Annotated in this window: 16 protein-coding genes; 13 read left to right on the top strand and 3 right to left on the bottom strand. The window is 35.9% G+C overall.

The window, feature by feature from the left end; genetic code table 11:
* The first annotated feature begins 2 nt into the window (after positions 1-2).
* The 7 genes from ZA07_RS08405 (at position 3) to ZA07_RS08435 (ending at position 5,489) form a co-directional block, all read left to right on the top strand.
* Positions 3-881 carry a pseudouridine synthase gene (locus ZA07_RS08405; protein WP_053971255.1) on the top strand — a complete coding sequence of 293 codons (879 nt, stop codon included), beginning with the start codon at positions 3-5 and terminating at the stop codon, positions 879-881.
* A gap of 327 nt (positions 882-1,208) precedes the next feature.
* Positions 1,209-2,609 carry an arginine decarboxylase gene (locus ZA07_RS08410; protein WP_053971256.1) on the top strand — a complete coding sequence of 467 codons (1,401 nt, stop codon included), beginning with the start codon at positions 1,209-1,211 and terminating at the stop codon, positions 2,607-2,609.
* Positions 2,610-2,727: 118 nt separating this feature from the next.
* Positions 2,728-3,702, top strand: a complete 975-nt coding sequence (locus ZA07_RS08415) for a deoxyhypusine synthase family protein (RefSeq protein WP_053971257.1) — start codon at positions 2,728-2,730, stop codon at positions 3,700-3,702.
* A 12-nt stretch (positions 3,703-3,714) separates the two neighbouring features.
* Entirely contained in the window at positions 3,715-4,023 is a 309-nt protein-coding gene (locus ZA07_RS08420) for a hypothetical protein (RefSeq protein WP_053971258.1), read from the top strand.
* Between the two features lie 25 nt (positions 4,024-4,048).
* The gene (locus ZA07_RS08425) at positions 4,049-4,279 is read left to right on the top strand and encodes a hypothetical protein (RefSeq protein ID WP_053971259.1); all 231 of its coding nucleotides are present in this window, start codon (positions 4,049-4,051) and stop codon (positions 4,277-4,279) included.
* Between the two features lie 11 nt (positions 4,280-4,290).
* On the top strand, positions 4,291-4,704 hold the full coding sequence (locus ZA07_RS08430) for a VOC family protein (RefSeq protein ID WP_053971260.1): 414 nt from the start codon (positions 4,291-4,293) through the stop codon (positions 4,702-4,704).
* Positions 4,704-5,489, top strand: coding sequence for an RMD1 family protein (locus tag ZA07_RS08435; RefSeq protein ID WP_053971261.1), 786 nt, complete (start codon positions 4,704-4,706; stop codon positions 5,487-5,489). Before ZA07_RS08430 ends, ZA07_RS08435 begins: the two co-directional genes overlap by 1 nt.
* On the opposite strand, the gene ZA07_RS08440 is transcribed toward ZA07_RS08435, so the two are convergent.
* The 3 genes from ZA07_RS08440 to ZA07_RS08450 all read right to left on the bottom strand — a co-directional run bounded on the left by ZA07_RS08440 (position 5,486) and on the right by ZA07_RS08450 (position 7,935).
* Positions 5,486-6,181, bottom strand: coding sequence for an alpha/beta hydrolase (locus ZA07_RS08440; protein WP_231628658.1), 696 nt, complete (start codon positions 6,179-6,181; stop codon positions 5,486-5,488). The two genes, ZA07_RS08435 and ZA07_RS08440, sit on opposite strands and share 4 nt — an antisense overlap.
* Before the next feature lie 132 nt (positions 6,182-6,313).
* Entirely contained in the window at positions 6,314-7,138 is an 825-nt protein-coding gene (locus ZA07_RS08445) for a purine-nucleoside phosphorylase (protein WP_053971263.1), read from the bottom strand.
* A gap of 107 nt (positions 7,139-7,245) precedes the next feature.
* A complete protein-coding gene (locus ZA07_RS08450; RefSeq protein WP_053971264.1) occupies positions 7,246-7,935 on the bottom strand; it encodes an NUDIX domain-containing protein in 690 nt (229 codons plus the stop codon).
* 245 nt (positions 7,936-8,180) lie between these two features.
* On the opposite strand from ZA07_RS08450, the gene ZA07_RS08455 reads away from it, so the two are divergent.
* From ZA07_RS08455 to ZA07_RS08480, 6 genes are all read left to right on the top strand, one after another.
* Positions 8,181-11,231 carry a TonB-dependent receptor gene (locus ZA07_RS08455; protein ID WP_053971265.1) on the top strand — a complete coding sequence of 1,017 codons (3,051 nt, stop codon included), beginning with the start codon at positions 8,181-8,183 and terminating at the stop codon, positions 11,229-11,231.
* 24 nt (positions 11,232-11,255) lie between these two features.
* Positions 11,256-12,830: a RagB/SusD family nutrient uptake outer membrane protein gene (locus ZA07_RS08460; protein ID WP_053971266.1), complete on the top strand. Its 1,575-nt coding sequence runs from the start codon at positions 11,256-11,258 to the stop codon at positions 12,828-12,830.
* A gap of 100 nt (positions 12,831-12,930) precedes the next feature.
* The gene (locus tag ZA07_RS08465) at positions 12,931-14,472 is read left to right on the top strand and encodes an alpha-L-arabinofuranosidase C-terminal domain-containing protein (protein ID WP_053971267.1); all 1,542 of its coding nucleotides are present in this window, start codon (positions 12,931-12,933) and stop codon (positions 14,470-14,472) included.
* A gap of 11 nt (positions 14,473-14,483) precedes the next feature.
* Positions 14,484-16,085, top strand: a complete 1,602-nt coding sequence (locus ZA07_RS08470) for an arabinan endo-1,5-alpha-L-arabinosidase (RefSeq protein ID WP_053971268.1) — start codon at positions 14,484-14,486, stop codon at positions 16,083-16,085.
* Positions 16,086-16,090: 5 nt separating this feature from the next.
* Positions 16,091-17,092: a glycoside hydrolase family 43 protein gene (locus tag ZA07_RS08475; RefSeq protein WP_053971269.1), complete on the top strand. Its 1,002-nt coding sequence runs from the start codon at positions 16,091-16,093 to the stop codon at positions 17,090-17,092.
* A gap of 4 nt (positions 17,093-17,096) precedes the next feature.
* Complete coding sequence (locus tag ZA07_RS08480; RefSeq protein WP_053971270.1) at positions 17,097-18,083, top strand: arabinan endo-1,5-alpha-L-arabinosidase; 987 nt, start codon at positions 17,097-17,099, stop codon at positions 18,081-18,083.
* The last annotated feature ends 4 nt before the right edge of the window (positions 18,084-18,087 follow it).

Here is an 18,087-nt window from a genome sequence, read left to right on the forward strand (position 1 = left end):
CCATGAGCAGAAAGCAAGGAACAAGCGGAAAAGGAAAACCATCAGGTAGAGGTCAAAGACATGGCGGTGGGAATAATAGGTCAGGTAGAGGTGGTAGTGCTTCAGGAGGAAAGAGTTTTGCTCGCGGGAATGCCCCTATAAAAAAACAAAACAACACCAAACCTTCTGGGAACCCGGATGAAGTACGGTTGAATAAATATATTTCAAATTCAGGAATCTGTTCAAGAAGGGAAGCAGATGAGCATATAGCTCTTGGGTTGGTTACGGTAAATGGCAAGGTGATTACCGAAATGGGGTATAAGGTGAAGTTGGAGGACGAAGTAAAATATGATGGAGCCCGTATTTATCCTGAGAAAAAAGCCTATGTTCTTTTGAACAAACCAAAAGGATTTGCTACTACTACAAGTGACCAAAAAGATAAAACTGTAATGGACCTAGTTGCAAATGCTACCAATGCTAAAATTAAGCCTATAGGAAGGTTAGGAAGAAATTCTACTGGTCTGCTTTTGTTTACAAATGATGATTCCATAACCAAAAAATTCACTAGTTCCAAAACAGGTGTTCCAAGATTATTTCAAATAGAACTTGATAAAAATTTGAAGTATGAAGACTTCAAAAAAATTGAAGAAGGTTTAACTATTGATGGAAAGGATGTCACTGTTGAGGAAATTAGTTTTATTGACGGTCAGGCTCACAATCAAATTGGATTAAAAATTAAGAATATTGGTAACTCCATTATCAGGAATATTTTTGATCATTTGGGTTACAACATTATCAAAGTAGATTGTGTAGCTATTGCACACCTAACTAAAAAAGATATTCCTAGAGGATATTGGAAACATTTGACTGAACAGGAAGTCAACTTGTTGAAAATGTTATAGTTAATAGTTTTTATTTTTTTTTAAAAAATCCTTTTAAATTTAATTTTTTATAGTTCATTTGCAGAAGTTTTTTAGCTGAACAATTTGAAATCTGTTTGTACGTTCGGGCTTTTGAAAAATAGGGAGTCATATTCAAAAGTAACTCAAAGATTGGGAAACCGAATTTTAAAGCTAACTTCCGTAAATATGAACCTTTCTAGTCGAAACCTCTTTGGGTTTGTTGCAACGACTATTGTACCTCTTTTGGTTTAATATTCTTTATTTATTGTTAATTTCATGGTGAGTTAATATATAATTCACAATTTTAAATTTTTCAAAAAATAAGTAATGAATACCAAATACGTAGATTTAATAGATCAGACTTTTTATTTCCCCCAAGAAGAATTTACCTTAGATGGTAATTACTTGAGATTCCATGATATTGATTTGAAAAAATTAGTTGAGGAATATGGGGCTCCTTTAAAATTCACTTATTTGCCTCAGATATCAAATAATATCAATAGAGCCAAAGGGTGGTTTGCTAAATCCATTAAAAACCATAATTATAAAGGGAAGTATAATTATTGCTATTGTACTAAGAGTTCCCATTTTAAGTATGTTTTGGATGAAGCTCTAAAAAATGATATCCATATTGAAACATCTTCGGCCTTTGATATTGATATCGTAGAGAATTTGAAACGAGAGGGGAAAATCACAGATAAAACCTTTGTGATTTGCAATGGCTTTAAACGGGCTCAATATGTTAGCAATATTGCTAGATTGATTAACGAAGGCCACAAGAATTGCGTCCCCATTATCGATAACTATGAAGAAATTGACTTGCTTTCAGATGAAATCAATGGCAAGTTTAAGGTAGGAATAAGAATAGCTTCTGAGGAAGAACCTAAATTTGAATTTTATACATCAAGATTAGGAATCGGATATAAGAACATTGTTCCATTTTATAAGAATCAAATCCAAGAGAATAAGAAAGTCGAACTGAAAATGCTCCACTTTTTTATTAATACAGGAATTCGTGACAATGCTTACTATTGGAACGAACTTAACAAATGTTTACGGGTTTATGTCAACTTGAAAAAAATCTGTCCGACGTTGGATAGCTTGAACATAGGTGGTGGATTCCCAATTAAAAACTCTTTGGCGTTTGATTTTGATTACGCCTATATGGTTGATGAAATTATCAACCAAATCAAGATAGCTTGTGATGAAGCAGAGGTAGATGTGCCCAATATATTTACAGAATTTGGAAGCTTCACTGTAGGTGAAAGTGGAGGTGCTATTTATGAGGTGCTATATCAAAAACAGCAAAATGATCGGGAGAAATGGAATATGATCAATTCTTCTTTCATTACAACCTTGCCAGACACATGGGCGATTAATAAGAGGTTTGTCATGTTGCCCATAAATAGGTGGAACGAAAGCTATGAAAGGGTTTTATTGGGAGGGTTGACTTGTGATAGTGATGACTATTATAACAGTGAACAACATGTAAATGCCATTTATTTACCCAAGTATAACAAGGATAAGCCTTTATATATTGGCTTTTTCAATACAGGAGCTTATCAGGAAACTATTGGAGGTTTTGGAGGGTTACAGCACTGTTTAATACCATCTCCAAAGCATCTTTTAATAGATAAGGACGAGGATGGTAACATTACAACCCAATTGTTTAGTGAACAGCAAAAAAGTGAAGACCTATTAAAAATATTGGGTTATGATGGGAAATAATTTGCTTCAATTTGGAAGCTTTTAGCCAAAAGCTTTTGCAGATTAATAAGTTTCGTTTTAAATTTCATGAAACGTTAAAGTAAGTTTAGATTATACTAATTAAGTAAAACATAAGAAAATGAATAATAAAGGTGCTATTTCAAATTTTATAGAAAAATATTATTTGCACTTTAATGCGGCCGCTTTGGTTGATGCAGCCAAGGCTTATGAGGATCAATTAAACAACGGTGCTAAAATGCTTGTTTCATTGGCAGGAGCTATGAGTACCGCAGAGTTAGGTAAAATATTTGCTGAGATGATTCGTCAAGATAAAGTACAAATCATTTCATGTACAGGTGCTAATCTTGAAGAAGATATTATGAATTTGGTGGCTCACTCGCATTATGAAAGAGTGCCAAATTACCGTGATTTAACACCAAAGGAAGAATGGGATTTATTGGAGAAAGGACTGAATCGAGTTACTGATACTTGTATCCCAGAAGAAGAGGCTTTTAGGAGACTTCAAAAACACATTCATAAAATCTGGAAAGATGCAGAGGATAATGGGGAGCGCTATTTTCCTCATGAATTTATGTATAAAATGTTGTTGTCTGGTGTCTTAGAAGAATATTATGAAATCGATTTAAAAGACTCTTGGATGTATGCAGCAGCCGAGAAAAATTTACCAATTGTTGTTCCAGGGTGGGAAGACAGTACCATGGGGAATATCTTTGCTAGCTATGTTCTTAAAGGAGAATTAAAGGCTAGTACCATGAAATCAGGAATAGAATACATGGCTTTCTTGGCAGATTGGTACACTGATAATTCTGAGAATGGAATTGGATTTTTCCAAATAGGAGGTGGAATCGCAGGTGATTTCCCAATTTGTGTAGTCCCTATGCTTTATCAGGATATGGAAAGAACAGATACGCCATTTTGGAGTTATTTCTGTCAAATAAGTGATTCAACAACGAGTTATGGTTCTTATTCTGGAGCTGTTCCAAATGAAAAAATCACTTGGGGTAAATTAGATATTGATACACCAAAATTTATTATAGAAAGTGATGCAACCATAGTTGCTCCGTTGATCTTTGCTTATTTATTAGACATGTAACCAAATAAAAAAATGATTAGAAAAATTGTTGATTACCAAAAATTAAACGGTGAAATTTTGGACCTTTTAGTTGAAAAATTTCCTGATGGTTATGATGATGATGATATCATATCATTCAGAAATGCCAAAAATGAAATTGTAGAGGCCGTGGAAGTAAGAACTGATGATACCATTTATTTAGTAAAAGTGGGCGTGCGTTTGGTTCAAGCCATGGAAAACTATTCTGAAGATGACGACGATGATAACGACGATTCTACAGAAGAAAAGGACTCTCTTGACATCGAGATGGAAGATGCCGAGATGGAAGAAGACGAAGATTAGTACAATTAATATTCTTATTTTTTAAATGAAAACAGCTGTTTTTAAATCCTACAAAAAAGGATATTATACTTTTACTTTTGAAAGCGGTGAAGACATGGTGTTTGAAGAAATTCATCCGCGTGTTCTGAAACAATTTGACCTTAAAAATGACAAAAGTTTGATTGATAAAGAGTTTAAATTAACTTTTGTTGAAATTTTTGAGGATGATGACCAAGATTTCGTAATTTACAGAGTGGAAAGTCTTAAGCCACTTTAAAATTTCATATTATGGAGACGTCATTTCACATGTCGTTGCCTTGTTTGAGTGTAAGGGAAACAAAAAGCTTTTATACCAATAACATAGGCGCAACCCTAGGTAGAGAGACCCAAACATGGGTAGATGTCAATTTGTTTGGACATCAACTTACCTTTATTAAAGCAGGCAAGTTTGATTTTAATAATCCAAATTATGTGTTTGAAGGTAAAATTTTGCCTTCTTTCCATTTTGGGATTATTGTAGGTCAAAAGGTTTGGAATGATATATATGGAAAACTTAAAAATTTGAAACTTCAATTGGTGACCCAAGCCACTTTTTTGGAAGATCAAGCTGGTGAGCATAATTCCTTTTTTATAAAGGACCCTAATGGTTATATGCTAGAATTTAAAACCTTTAAAAACGAGGGAGAAACCTTTAAGATTTAATGTATCAAGTTGTTGCCTATCATGTGGCAAGTACCATCAATATAAAAATATGTAGACAAGAGCTGCAGCACGAACTGCAGCTCTTGTTTCATGACAGCGACGAACTTTTCTATAAAACTTCAGAAGATAAGTTTGTGTATATTTTCCATTATGGAATTGTTAGTTTTTTTAATCTCCAAACAGCAGAAATAGATGATGTTTTGGAGAAAATAAAGCCTTTTTGCAAAAACTATGATTCCAAAGTGCTTTCAGAAGATATGAAAGTAGAGATTCAACCAAATGCCTTAAGTGCCGAATTTGAAAAGGCTGTTCTTCCAAGGTTGGATAAAGAGATGATTCGCCTAGTGATGCTTAATACGTCACAATCTGTTGCATTAGACAAGTTTTCTGAAATAACAGAAGATCTTTTGGTGGAAACAAATAGTCATACACTTTTTCTTGAACAAAAGGGAAAATTGGATATTTCGGGAGCCAAATTGAAACGCTTTATTGCCAAGGTTCTAAACATTAAAAATAAGATATCAGAACACTTATATATTTTTGATTCTCCAGATAGTACTTGGGGAAATGAGGAATTGGACACCTTAAATACACAATTAAAAAAGTCGTTTGATCTACATGATCGATACCAACTTATTCACGATAGAATAGAGATCATTAAGGAAAATTTAGATCTTTTTAAAGATATTATGTATCACAGCGAGAGCAGCAAACTGGAATGGATAATTATCATCCTCATATTGGTTGAAGTGATTGATCTATTTATTGGTAAGATCTTTTTTTAAAGAATTCTCTTAAGGGCGTCGTAATAGGCTTTAGTAATGTGTAAGCCATTGTGCCCCCCATCTGTTATCATATTCAATTCTATTTGCTTGGGGTTAAGATCCTTTAGTTTTTTGGCATTTAGGTCAGGGTTAACCAAAAAATCTCTTGTCCCACTAAATATCTTAATAGGGCAAGTTACTGCCTTGATGTATTGGAATGTAGGAATGTCATAACGAACCAAAAATTCGGGAACGGGGGGAGCTATTTGTTCCGAAACCAATATTTTCCATGAATAGTAAGGCGCGTTCAAAATGAGCATTTTGGGATTGTTCTTAGAAGCCGCGTAAGTAGCTAACCCACTTCCTAAAGAATATCCAAGAACTATAATGTCCTTTTCAGCATAAGATTTTTTAGTGTAGTCATAAACCTTGAGAGCGTCATTCAATAATTGATCGGTATTTTCATAAGCACCATCGCTTTTACCATATCCGCGATAGTCAAAAAAGAGGATGTCATAACCGTTGTCTAGGTATAATGGCGCTCGTTTCCCCCAATCATGAATGGCCCCGGCATTACCATGGTAGTATAGTATGATACCTTTTGAGGGTTCTTTAGTTTTAAAAAGAAGGGCATTCAAATCAACGTTTTCTGCAACGGGAATATTGATTTCTTTAAATGGTTGTTCAAATTGAAAGGTGTAATCTTTCTTCAAAATTTTAGGGTTGAAGAAAAATTTCTCTTGTTTAAAATAGAGGAAGATGAAAAACAGGAGATGTAAAACTGCAATAACAATTAAAACTCTTAACGTTCTTCTAACAATCTTTTTTAAATTTATTTTCAAATATTACAGGGATTTAATCAGTTGCTTAAACAAAGTGATCATCTGGGGTTCTGCTTTATTGGCAATAGCCACAATTTCTTCCAAACTCACTGGTTTTAGGTTATCTGGATCACATTCATCTGTTAAAACCGAAACAGCAGCAACATTTAATTTTAGGTGATTGGCTACAATGACTTCGGGAACAGTACTCATACCCACGGCATCAGCTCCTATAATTTTTAACATTCTGTATTCTGCTTTGGTTTCAAGTTGAGGACCGAACATACTGGCATAAACTCCCGAATGAAGCACGATTCCTTCCCTTTTTGCAATTTCTTTAAACTGCGTGTTTATTTCCACATCATAGGGTTGACTCATATCCACAAAGCGTTCTCCTAAGAGTGAAACACCTTTAAAAGCTAATGGAGAATCACCTTGAAGATTGATGTGGTCTTCAATAAGCATCAACTCACCTTTTTTATAATTGAGGTTAATAGCACCAGAGGCATTTGATACCAAAAGCGTATGGATGCCCAGTTTATGCATGATTCGAACAGGGAAGGTTACGTCTTGCATGGTATACCCTTCATAAACATGAAAGCGACCTTGCATAACAATGACCTTTTTGCCTTCTAAAAGACCATAAATCAGTTTTCCTTTATGAAACTCAACTGTTGCCGTAGGAAAATTGGGAATGTGGTTATAACTTACCTCTTTGATTATTTCAATGTCATCTACCAATTGACCAAGTCCAGTTCCTAAAATAATTCCTACTTCTGCCTTTTCAAAACCGCGGCTTGTGAGATACTCAACAGTTTCGTTGATATAATTTATGGTGTAGTTAAACATGGTTGTTCTTTAATTTTTGAGATATAAAGATAGGAAGATTGGTTTTGACAAACCAACAGGAAGTTTATAAGAATGAAGTTTTTATTTATTCTTTCTAAAAGACAAGTTTAAATTTTAAACGTAAAACCTTCTGAAACTTTTTGGTCATACTTTTCTTTGTCAAATTTGTGGAGGTAGGAACCCTTTCGAGAAGATTCCATATCCTTTTCATCCAGTCTGATTAAGACATCCAAAGAATTAATTTTACTTATAAAATTTCGTTTATCCAATTTGGTGTCCAAAATAGATTCGTACAGATTCTGAAGTTGTTTCATCGTGAATTTTTCCGGCAATAACTCAAAACCAATGGGTTTTGTGGAGGCTCTATAACGAAGTCTTCTAATGGCGTGTTTGACCATTTGGTCGTGGTCAAAAATCAATTTAGGAGCCTTGTCAATACTAAACCACTGTGCAGAAAACTGCTCATTCAGTTCGTTGTTATGATCTTCAATATTTATAAGGGCATAATAACTGACAGATATGGTGCGCTCCTGTGGATCTCGATCAATTTCACTAAACGTATAAAACTGTTCCAAATAGACATCATCCAAACCAGTTAAGTGTTTTAAAACTCTACTAGCGGCATCATCTAAGTTTTCTTCTTGTTTTAAAAATCCACCAATTAATGACCATTTACCTTTCTCTGGTTCAAAGTCCCTTTTAATCAATAGGATTTTTAAACGATCGTTGTCAAAACCAAAAATGATACAGTCAACTGCTAGAAGAACCTTATCCTTTTCATTATAGTTGTTTAACATAGGGGAATTGGAATTTAGGGGTCAATATAATAAGAATGCACATGTTTTCATAGTGTTTACGAGTAATTACGTGAAATTAAATGTAAAAAACACAATTATTAATATGATAAATATAAGCGTATAAAAATAAATAAATATCAAATAATAGTAAAATAATTTGCGTATATCAAAAAACTTTGATTACTTTGAAAAGTGTGAAATAGACACTTATAAACTCTTTTAAACTAATTCAAAACTATTTTAATATGATAACAACCAAATTATCAATTGGGAATCATTTAAATACCAAGTTGAAACACGGCTTGTTTTTAATGATTTTGTTTTTGTTGTCCGCGAGTGGTTTCGCCCAACAGAAAAAAACAATTACAGGGACGGTCACTTCGCCTGTGGATAACTTACCGCTTCCGGGTGTAAATGTCATTATCAAAGGGACCACTACGGGTGTAGCGACCGATTTTGATGGGAATTATGCCATTGAAGCTGCTTCAGGTGACATTTTGGTCTTTTCTTTTATTGGATTTCAATCAAAAGAGGTGCCGGTAGGGGAAAATTCTATACTTAATATTTCACTTGAAGAAAATGTTTCTGCCTTAAACGAAATCGTTGTAGTTGGGTATGGAACCAAAAAGAAGTCTGATTTAACAGGTTCAGTAAGTGTCGTGGATGTTGAAGATGCGCAAAAAACGATCACTTATGATGTAGCAAAAATGATTCAAGGTCAAGCGCCTGGTGTTACCGTGCAATCTTCTGGGGAACCTGGAGGTTTTGTGAATATTAAAATTCGTGGTATTACATCTTTTAGGGATAATAACCCCTTGTTTGTAATTGATGGAGTGATTGTTAACGATCCTTATGATTTTCCAACTGGAGATATTGAGTCCATTCAGATTTTAAAAGATGCCTCCTCTGCTGCTATTTATGGTGCTCGTGGGGCTAATGGGGTTGTAATCATTACAACCAAAAAGGGAAAAGAAGGTAAAATTGGTGTTAGCTATAAAAACACCATTGGATTTCAGAATGTGCCAGAGAATAGATGGTACTCTATGATGAATAGAGAGGAATATCAGCGCATGATTCGTCAGGCGGAGGCTAACAATCCCAATGTACCAATAACACCTGGAAATTACCCAGATAATGATCTATATATAGATGATGTGGATACAGATTGGCAGGATGCCGCCTTTAGAACGGGAATGGTGGAAAATCATACCGTGACCTTTAATGGAGGGGCTAAAGCTCTGAACTATAATGCTAATTTTGACTACTTTAAGAATACCAGTTATATGGAAACGCCTCAGGCATACCAAAGATATGCGGGAACCATTAATATCAATGGAGAAAAAGGAAGGTTTAAATATGGGGCAAAGTTATCATACACAGAATCAGATAAAGAAAATTTCAACGAATACATAGCTGGAACAAGCTCGATGATTAACTTGTTACAAGCTATTCCAACTATGCCTGTTTATGATCCAAATCGTTTGGGGGGGTATGGAGGCGCCGACAACTTAACTCAAAAAGCAATTACCCTAAATGTAATAGGTTTCAACAATTTAATTACTAACGAGAATCTGAGAAACCGTTTTGTTGGGAATGTTTGGGGAGAATTAGAAATTTTAAAAGGACTAAAATATAAAATCAGCGTGAGTGCTGATAAATTGCATTGGAAAAACAGATTTTATAATCCTCCAAGTGATTTAGGCTGGTACTATATTACAACTCCAGATGAGGCTGCTTTGGATGTTAATACAGGGCAAAGCACTAGGACTATTTTAAATAATTTATTAACTTATGATGTGACCTTGGCTGAAAAACACCAGATTAATTTGCTTGCTGGTATGATTGAAGAACGCAACGATTACTATAACCATTTTTCTAGAGGGGTAGGTTTCCAACCGGGGTCTTTCTCATTGCTTCAATATGCAGATAGCAAAAATGCCGAAGAATACAACTCGGTTGAAACCTATAAATCTTATATCAGTCGATTGGATTATACCTTTGACGAAAAATATTTGTTAACCGTTAATTTCCGTCAAGATAAGTCATCAAAATTTTCTCAAAACTTTAATACGGGGAATTACTTTTCTGTATCTGGAGCCTGGAAATTGCATGAAGAAGAATTTGTTCATCTACCTTCTTGGTGGAACACATTGAAGCTAAGAGGTGGTTATGGCCAATTAGGTAATAATACAATAGGATTATATGAATTTGCAACTACAATAAATCCATTTGCCAGTTATGTTTTTGGTGATACCGAAGCTCCTGGTTCTACGGTTGTGAAAATAGTTGACCCAGATATCAAATGGGAAGATACTGAATCTACCAACGTAGCAGCTGAATTTGGACTTTTTGATAACAAATTGCAGTTTACGGCTGAGTGGTTTAAAAGAAAATCAACAGACTTATTGGCTGATGTGCCAATACCATATTCTTCAGGATCTTTTCCTATCTTATTGACTACTAATGCAGGGACTGTAGAAAATACAGGTTTGGAATTCACTTTGAATTATGGGAATTCAAATAAAGATTTTAAATACAACATCTCAGCTAATTTGGGTACATTAAAAAATGAAGTTGTCAAAATTGGAAACGATGATACACCAATAACCTCGGGAGTTGGAAGAACAGAAGTCGGACGTTCAGCAGGGGAAATTTATGTATATGAAACGGAAGGGATCTTTCAGAATCAAGATGAAATTGATAATCATGCCTTCCAAGCTAATGCAGCCCCAGGGGATGTGAAGTTCCGCGATGTGAATGGGGATGGATTAATTACAGATGCTGATAGAACATTCCAAGGAAGTGTAATTCCAAAAATTTCTTACGGACTGAATTTTAGTTGTAACTATAAAAATATTGATTTTTCGATGTTCTTTCAAGGGGCGGCTGGACATAAAATTTACAACGGAACCTATAATTCACTTATGACAGGTGATTATGTGAATAATCATACCGATATGAACAATTATTGGACACCAAATAATACCAATACGGATGTGCCTAGACCAGTTATTGGTGATCCTAATGCCAATAATAGAGCTTCAGATCGATTTGTGGAGAATGGTGATTACGTTAGGTTGCAAAGTTTAGAATTAGGCTATAACATTCCATTGCCTGAAAACAAAGTGCTTGAAAGAGCAAGAGTCTATGCATCTGGACAAAATTTATTTGTAATTACAAATTACAGCGGATATGACCCTGACTTCATTAGTGATGGCCTGTTTAATAGAGGATATGAATTTGGATCTTTCCCTAACCCACGAACGATTGCCTTTGGGGTTCAGGTTGATTTTTAAAAATTAATATGAAATTGAGAAAATATGAAAACTAAAAAAATAATATACTCTGTAGCAATTGTCTCTTCTCTATTGATGACCAATTGTGTTAAAGAAGATGATTTAATTCAAATAGACCCAAATCTAAAAAGTGCTGATACGTTTTGGGAAAATGAATCTGATGCCCTTAAAGGAGTTAATGCCGTTTATGGAAGTTTATTGACGGATGGAACTTATATGCGTAGTACACCATTATTATTGGATTTAAAGAGTGATGGTGCGCGAAGTTTAAGTCCATGGGGGGCCATGGCCAATGTGGGGAAATTCAATACCAGTGTATCAGATCCAGCTATATACGGATGGGCTTTTGAAACCTATTATCAAGGTGTCTATCGTGCCAACCAGGTTTTGGAATTTGTACCTAACATAGATATGGATCAAGAATTAAAAACAAGAATTCTTGGTCAAGCTCATTTTTTACGAGGGTTGTATTACTTTCACCTAGTAAATATGTTCAAAAATGTACCATTGCCTTTAACTAGTTTAGGCTCAACTTTAATATATCACGAGCAGAAATCACAAGAAGAAGGTTGGGCTCAAGTAAAATCAGACTTACAAGCAGCTGCAGAAATGTTGCCGATCTCTTATGATGATGTAGATGGGCCAGACAGTGGTCAAAAAGGTAGAGCAACCAAAGGAGCAGCCTTAGCATATTTGGGGAAAGCTTATTTATTTACGCAAGATTTTGCAAATGCTAAAAACGCATTCGAGGATGTGATCAATTTGAACACATATGCTCTAGTGGGCAATTATAGAGATAACTTCACGACAGCAAACGAAAATAATGAAGAGTCCATTTTTGAGGTGCAATTCAATAGAGACGCATTTGGTGTTGATCTTGGTTGGGGTGGAGCTCCTGCCTCAGGTTGGGGGAAAACTTCTGCACGAGCCATAACTTATGCGCCAAGGGCATTCGGTTGGACCGATGTTCAACCAACTTGGACTTTGTACAATGATTATCATATTGAAGCTACCATAAATGGAGAAGTGGATCCGAGGTTGGATGCGACTATGTTCTACAACAAACCAGGAGGAATGATGTTGTACGGTCATGATTTTGCAACTTTTTATGCAAACAGCCCTGGAGATTTAAATGATTTGTTCTGTAGAAAATATCAAAATTCTGATGGGGAATTTGCAGATGAGTTTGATTGGAGGTCTGGGATTAATGAGAGAATTATGAGATATGCCGATGTGTTATTGATGTATGCTGAATGTTTAAATGAAACAGGAAACACGTCATTGGCTTATGATTACATCCAAATGGTAAGAGACCGTGTTAATTTGCCAGATTTAAGTGTCACTCAACCAGGAATGACCCAACAACAAATGCGAGATCAAATTGCACATGAGAGATTCTTGGAATTTCCATTAGAAGGTCATAGAGCTGATGATATTCGTCGTTGGGGTTGGTTGCAAGATCCTGATAAATTACAATGGTTAAAAGATAGAGATCCAGAATTTGAAACCTATGTGCCAGGACACGAGTATTTCCCATTGCCGCAGTCAGAAATGGATAATAATCCATTGATGGTCATTGGTCAAAATGAGAATTATTAAATCAGAGATATTTATATTTTTTTGAATTGTTAGTCTTTAGTTTTGAAAAAGGCCGTGTCGAATAATCACGCGGCCTTTTTCATAAAATAATTTATAAAGTATGTTAAGAGTTAAAGCAGGAATTTTAGTGTTGGTATTGTGTTTTGTGCAAAATATGATAAGCCAAACCAAGGTGTCCTTTGAACAAAGTGATAGCGACCCCTTAATCAGTAAGCACATTTATGGACATTTTGCAGAACATTTAGGAAGGTGCATTTATGATGGATTTTATGTAGGGGAGGATAGTAGCATTCCTAATACCAATGGAGTAAGAAATGATATCATTGAAGCTTTGAAAGCCTTAAAAATTCCCAATTTGAGATGGCCGGGAGGCTGTTTTGCAGATACCTACCACTGGAAAGATGGTGTGGGGCCTAAAGAAGATCGACCAACCATGGTAAACAAATGGTGGGGTGGTGTTGTTGAAGACAATAGTTTTGGAACCCATGATTTTTTAAATCTGTGTGAGGTTTTGGGTACAGAGCCTTATTTAGCGGCTAATGTGGGAAGTAGCACGGTTCAGGAATTTACAGAATATACACAATATGTTACCCGAGAAGTAGGAGTTCCCATGTCGGATTATCGTGCTGAAAATGGTAGAAAAGAGCCATGGAAAGTGACATTTTGGGGGGTTGGTAACGAAATGTGGGGTTGTGGAGGTAATATGAGACCAGAACACTATGCTGATATTTATAGGCAATACGCCACCTTTATGACCGATTGGACGAATAGTGATGGGATGTTTAGAATTGCTTCTGGAGCAAATGTGGCCGATTATCATTGGACAGAAGTACTCATGAGAGACATTCCAAAAAGTTTGATTGAAGGAGTCGCATTACATTCCTATTCTTTTGTAGAATGGGATGAAAAAGGGTCTTCAACCAAATTTGATGAAAGCCAATATTTTTCTACGATGCAGACAGCTCTTAAAATGGAAGAATTGGTAGACAAACATGCCGCCATTATGGATAAATATGATCCAGAAAATGAAATAGCATTGGTAGTTGATGAATGGGGTGGATGGTATGAAGTGGAAGAAGGAACTAATCCAGGTTTCTTATACCAACAGAATACAATGAGAGATGCTATGATTGCCGGAATTACTTTAAATATTTTTAATAATCGAGCAGATAGAGTTAAAATGGCCAATTTGGCACAAACTGTTAATGTATTACAGGCCGTAATCTTGACTGATGGAGATAAGATGTTATTGACACCTACCTATCATGTTTTGAAAATGTATAATGTGCATCAGAATGCCACTTTAATCCCAGTTAAATTTGAGTCACCTAGTTATGAATTTAAAGGTGAAACTTTGCCAGCTATTTCAATTTCAGCATCAAAAGATCAGCAAGGAAAAAAGCATTTGTCTTTAGTAAACATAGATTCTAAAAAATCAAATGAAGTCGAACTTGATGTGGAAGCTTTGGGATTCAAAAAAGTTTCTGGAACTATTCTAAAGTCTGGAAAACTTCAAGATCATAACACTTTTGATTCACCAAACCAAATAACCCCTCAGGAGTTCGGTGATTTTAAGTTGAAAAAAGGAAAATTAACAGTAACCCTACCGCCATTTTCGGTGGTTGTCTTAGAGGGAGAATAAAATAAAAGTAAATGGTACGTCAAAAATTAAACTACTTAAAGGCTATTCTAGGCCTGATGTTAATTCTAGTTTTAGGTTGTTCTAAGGAAGATGAAGTAACGGCTCCACCATCAGGTGGAGATGGCAATAATGATCCGATAGAGGAAACTTTTGAAGGGCCAACCTATGCAGATGATTATACACCAATTGCCTCTTGGAGTAATAGAAGTCAATGGAATTTGGCCAATATTCATGACCCAACTGTTGTTAAGCAAGGAAACTATTGGTATATGTATCAAACAGATGCTTCATATGGGAATGCTCATGATGGCCATGGTCATTTTCATGGAAGACGTTCTACAGATCTAGTAAACTGGGAATATTTAGGTAGTACCATGGATCAAGCCCCTACCTGGGTAAAAGATTCCATGAATGACAATCGTATTGCTATGGGGTTGCCTATTATTGAAAATCCGAACTACGGCTATTGGGCACCTGCTGTTACCGAAGTCAATGGTGTTTATAGAATGTACTACAGTTTAGTTGTCAATGAACTTATTGTGGGCACAGATAATTGTGCCTCTTGGGGAGAGCGTCCTTATATTGGAATGATGGAAACAACAGATCTAGCTTCGAATAATTGGGAAGATAAAGGTATGGTTGTTACAGCAGTTCCAGATGGATTGGAAGATTATTATAGGGATAGCTGTAACGATTGGAGCGGCTATTACAAGTTTAATGCCATTGACCCCAGTTATATTCAAACCCCAGAAGGAGAGCATTGGCTTATTTATGGATCTTGGCATACCGGTATTGCTGCTGTTCAGTTAGATCCCATTACTGGGAAGCCTTTTCAATTGGAAACTATTGAAGATTATGGGACACGAATTGCTGGAAGAGGTAATTTAAATACCAATAGATGGCAAGGTTTGGAAGGGGCAGAAATTATTTATAATGAAGATACTGGGTATTACTACCTCTTTTTAGCTTATGATGAATTGTCAAAAGCCTATAACACTAGGGTGGCAAGGTCAACAAATATTTTAGGACCTTACATTGGTATGGATGGGGGAAATGTTTCAGAAGGGGCCGAATGCTGGCCTATGCTGACCCATCCATATAAATTTGATTATCATACTGGCTGGGTTGGTTTTTCACACTGTTCCATATTTAAAGATCCTATATCCCAAAAATGGTATTATGCTTCTCAAGCAAGATTACCAGAAGGGGTGCCAGGAATTAATGTGTCTAATGCCGTGATGATGGGACACGTTAGGGAAATAAGTTGGACCTCAGATGGTTGGCCTGCAGTAGCTCCAGAAAGATTTGCCGATGTTCCAGAAACTGAAATTACAGAAGAAAATATTGTTGGTTCATGGCAACAAATAACGATGCAATATCAATATCAAGTACAACAAACTGCTGTCAATGTGAATTTTTATGCAGATGGAACCGTAGCAGGAGGTGTATCGGGGACTTGGGAATTAGATAGCAATACCCGAACACTTTACATCAATGGAGTAGAATGTAAATTAATGGATGCTTGGGATTGGGAACGATCGCCAAGAAAAGTAACGATTACTTATACTGGATTTACGGATGACGGTAGACCAATTTGGGGTAAGAAAAATTAACGACCATGAGAAACTTTTTATTCGTCATACTAGGTTTGGCCAGTTTGGTGTCCTGTGATAATCAGAATAAGGTGAATCAAGAAGTAGCAACAGAAACTAAAGCGTCTGAAACTTCAAAACCTTTACAAATTAATAATCCTATTATAAAGGATAAGTTTACTGCAGATCCTGCAGCTTTGGTACATGAGGATACGGTTTATTTGTATGCGGGTCATGATGAGGCTCCCAATGATTTTCATTTTTACCGAATGAATGAATGGTTGGTTTTTTCATCAACCAATATGGTCGATTGGGAAGAGCACCCAGTACCATTAAAACCCACCGATTTTTCCTGGGCAAAGGGTGATGCTTGGGCGGCTCAGGTCATTGAACGCAACGGTAAATTTTATTGGTATGTAACGGTTGAACATGACGACACACATCCTGGGAAAGCAATTGGAGTTGCAGTATCTGATTCACCAATAGGTCCTTTCAAGGATGCTTTGGGACTTGCCTTGGTAACCAATGATATGACAACAGATACGGATATCTCATGGGATGATATTGATCCAACAGTTTTTATGGATGGCGACCAAGCTTACCTGTATTGGGGAAATACAAAATGCTATTGGGCAAAATTGAAGGATAATATGATAGAGTTTGATGGGGATATTCATACGGTTGACCTCCCTCATTTTACTGAAGCGCCATGGATTCATAAAAAAGGAGATTGGTATTATTTAAGTTATGCCTATCAATTTCCAGAGAAAACGGCTTATGCCATGAGTAAATCTATCGAAGGCCCTTGGGAGTATAAAGGTATTTTAAATGAATTGGCGGGGAATAGTAATACCAATCACCAAGCAATTTTAGAATATAAAGGCAAAGATTATTTTATTTATCATACTGGAGGCATTCAGCCAAATGGAGGCAGTTTTAGAAGGTCAGTATGCATTGATGAATTAAAATATAACGAAGATGGTACCCTTAAGAGGGTGGTAATGACATCTGAGGGAATTCAAAAATAAAATCATGAAAAAAGGTACGTATTATTTAACAATGTTGTTGGCTTTGGTGTCATTATGTTCTTGCGCCCAAACTGACAAGCCTATTACCCACGATCCTGTTGTGGCTAAACAAGGTGACACCTATTATTTGTTTTGTACTGGACCAGGTATTACAAGTTTTACTTCCAAAGATTTAAAAAGTTGGAAACAGGGAGATCCTGTCTTTGCTGAGAGTCCCAAGTGGGCTAAAGAAGTTGCACCTGGATTCAACGGGCATATTTGGGCTCCAGATATAACCCACCACAACGGAACATATTATTTGTATTACTCTATTTCGGCCTTTGGTAAAAACACTTCGGCTATTGGTTTAGTAACTAATAAAACTTTGAATCCTAAAGATCCTAATTATCAATGGGAAGATCAAGGTATAGTAATTCAATCAGTGCCAAATAGAGATATGTGGAATGCCATTGACCCTAATTTAATTTTTGATGAGAATGGAACAACATGGATGTCTTTTGGTTCTTTTTGGAGTGGGTTGAAGATGGTCAAACTAAATCCAGATTTGAAAACCATGGCACAACCAGAGGAATGGTATCCTATAGCAAGTAGGGAGCGTAGTCCTGAAATTCCAGATGTCGATGCAGGAGATGCTGCTTTAGAAGGTCCCTTTATCTTTAAAAAGGGAGCGTATTATTATTTGTTTTTGTCTTGGGATTACTGTTGCAGAGGTGAAAATAGCACCTATAAATTAGTGGTAGGTCGTTCAAAATCAGTAACAGGTCCTTATCTAGATCAAGAAGGGAAACCACTTAATGAAGGTGGTGGCTCTTTAGTAATTGAGGGCAATAAAAATTGGTATGGCGTGGGCCATAACAGTGTTTTTACATTTGATGGTAAAGACTACAATTTCATGCATGGATATGATGCCCATGATAAAGGGTTGCCAAAATTAATTGTCAAAGAAATGACTTGGGTTGATGGCTGGCCAACTTTAGACCCAATGGAGTAAAACT

It is taken from the genome of Mangrovimonas sp. ST2L15, assembly GCF_001280515.1.
Taxonomy (GTDB): Bacteria; Bacteroidota; Bacteroidia; order Flavobacteriales; family Flavobacteriaceae; genus Mangrovimonas; species Mangrovimonas futianensis.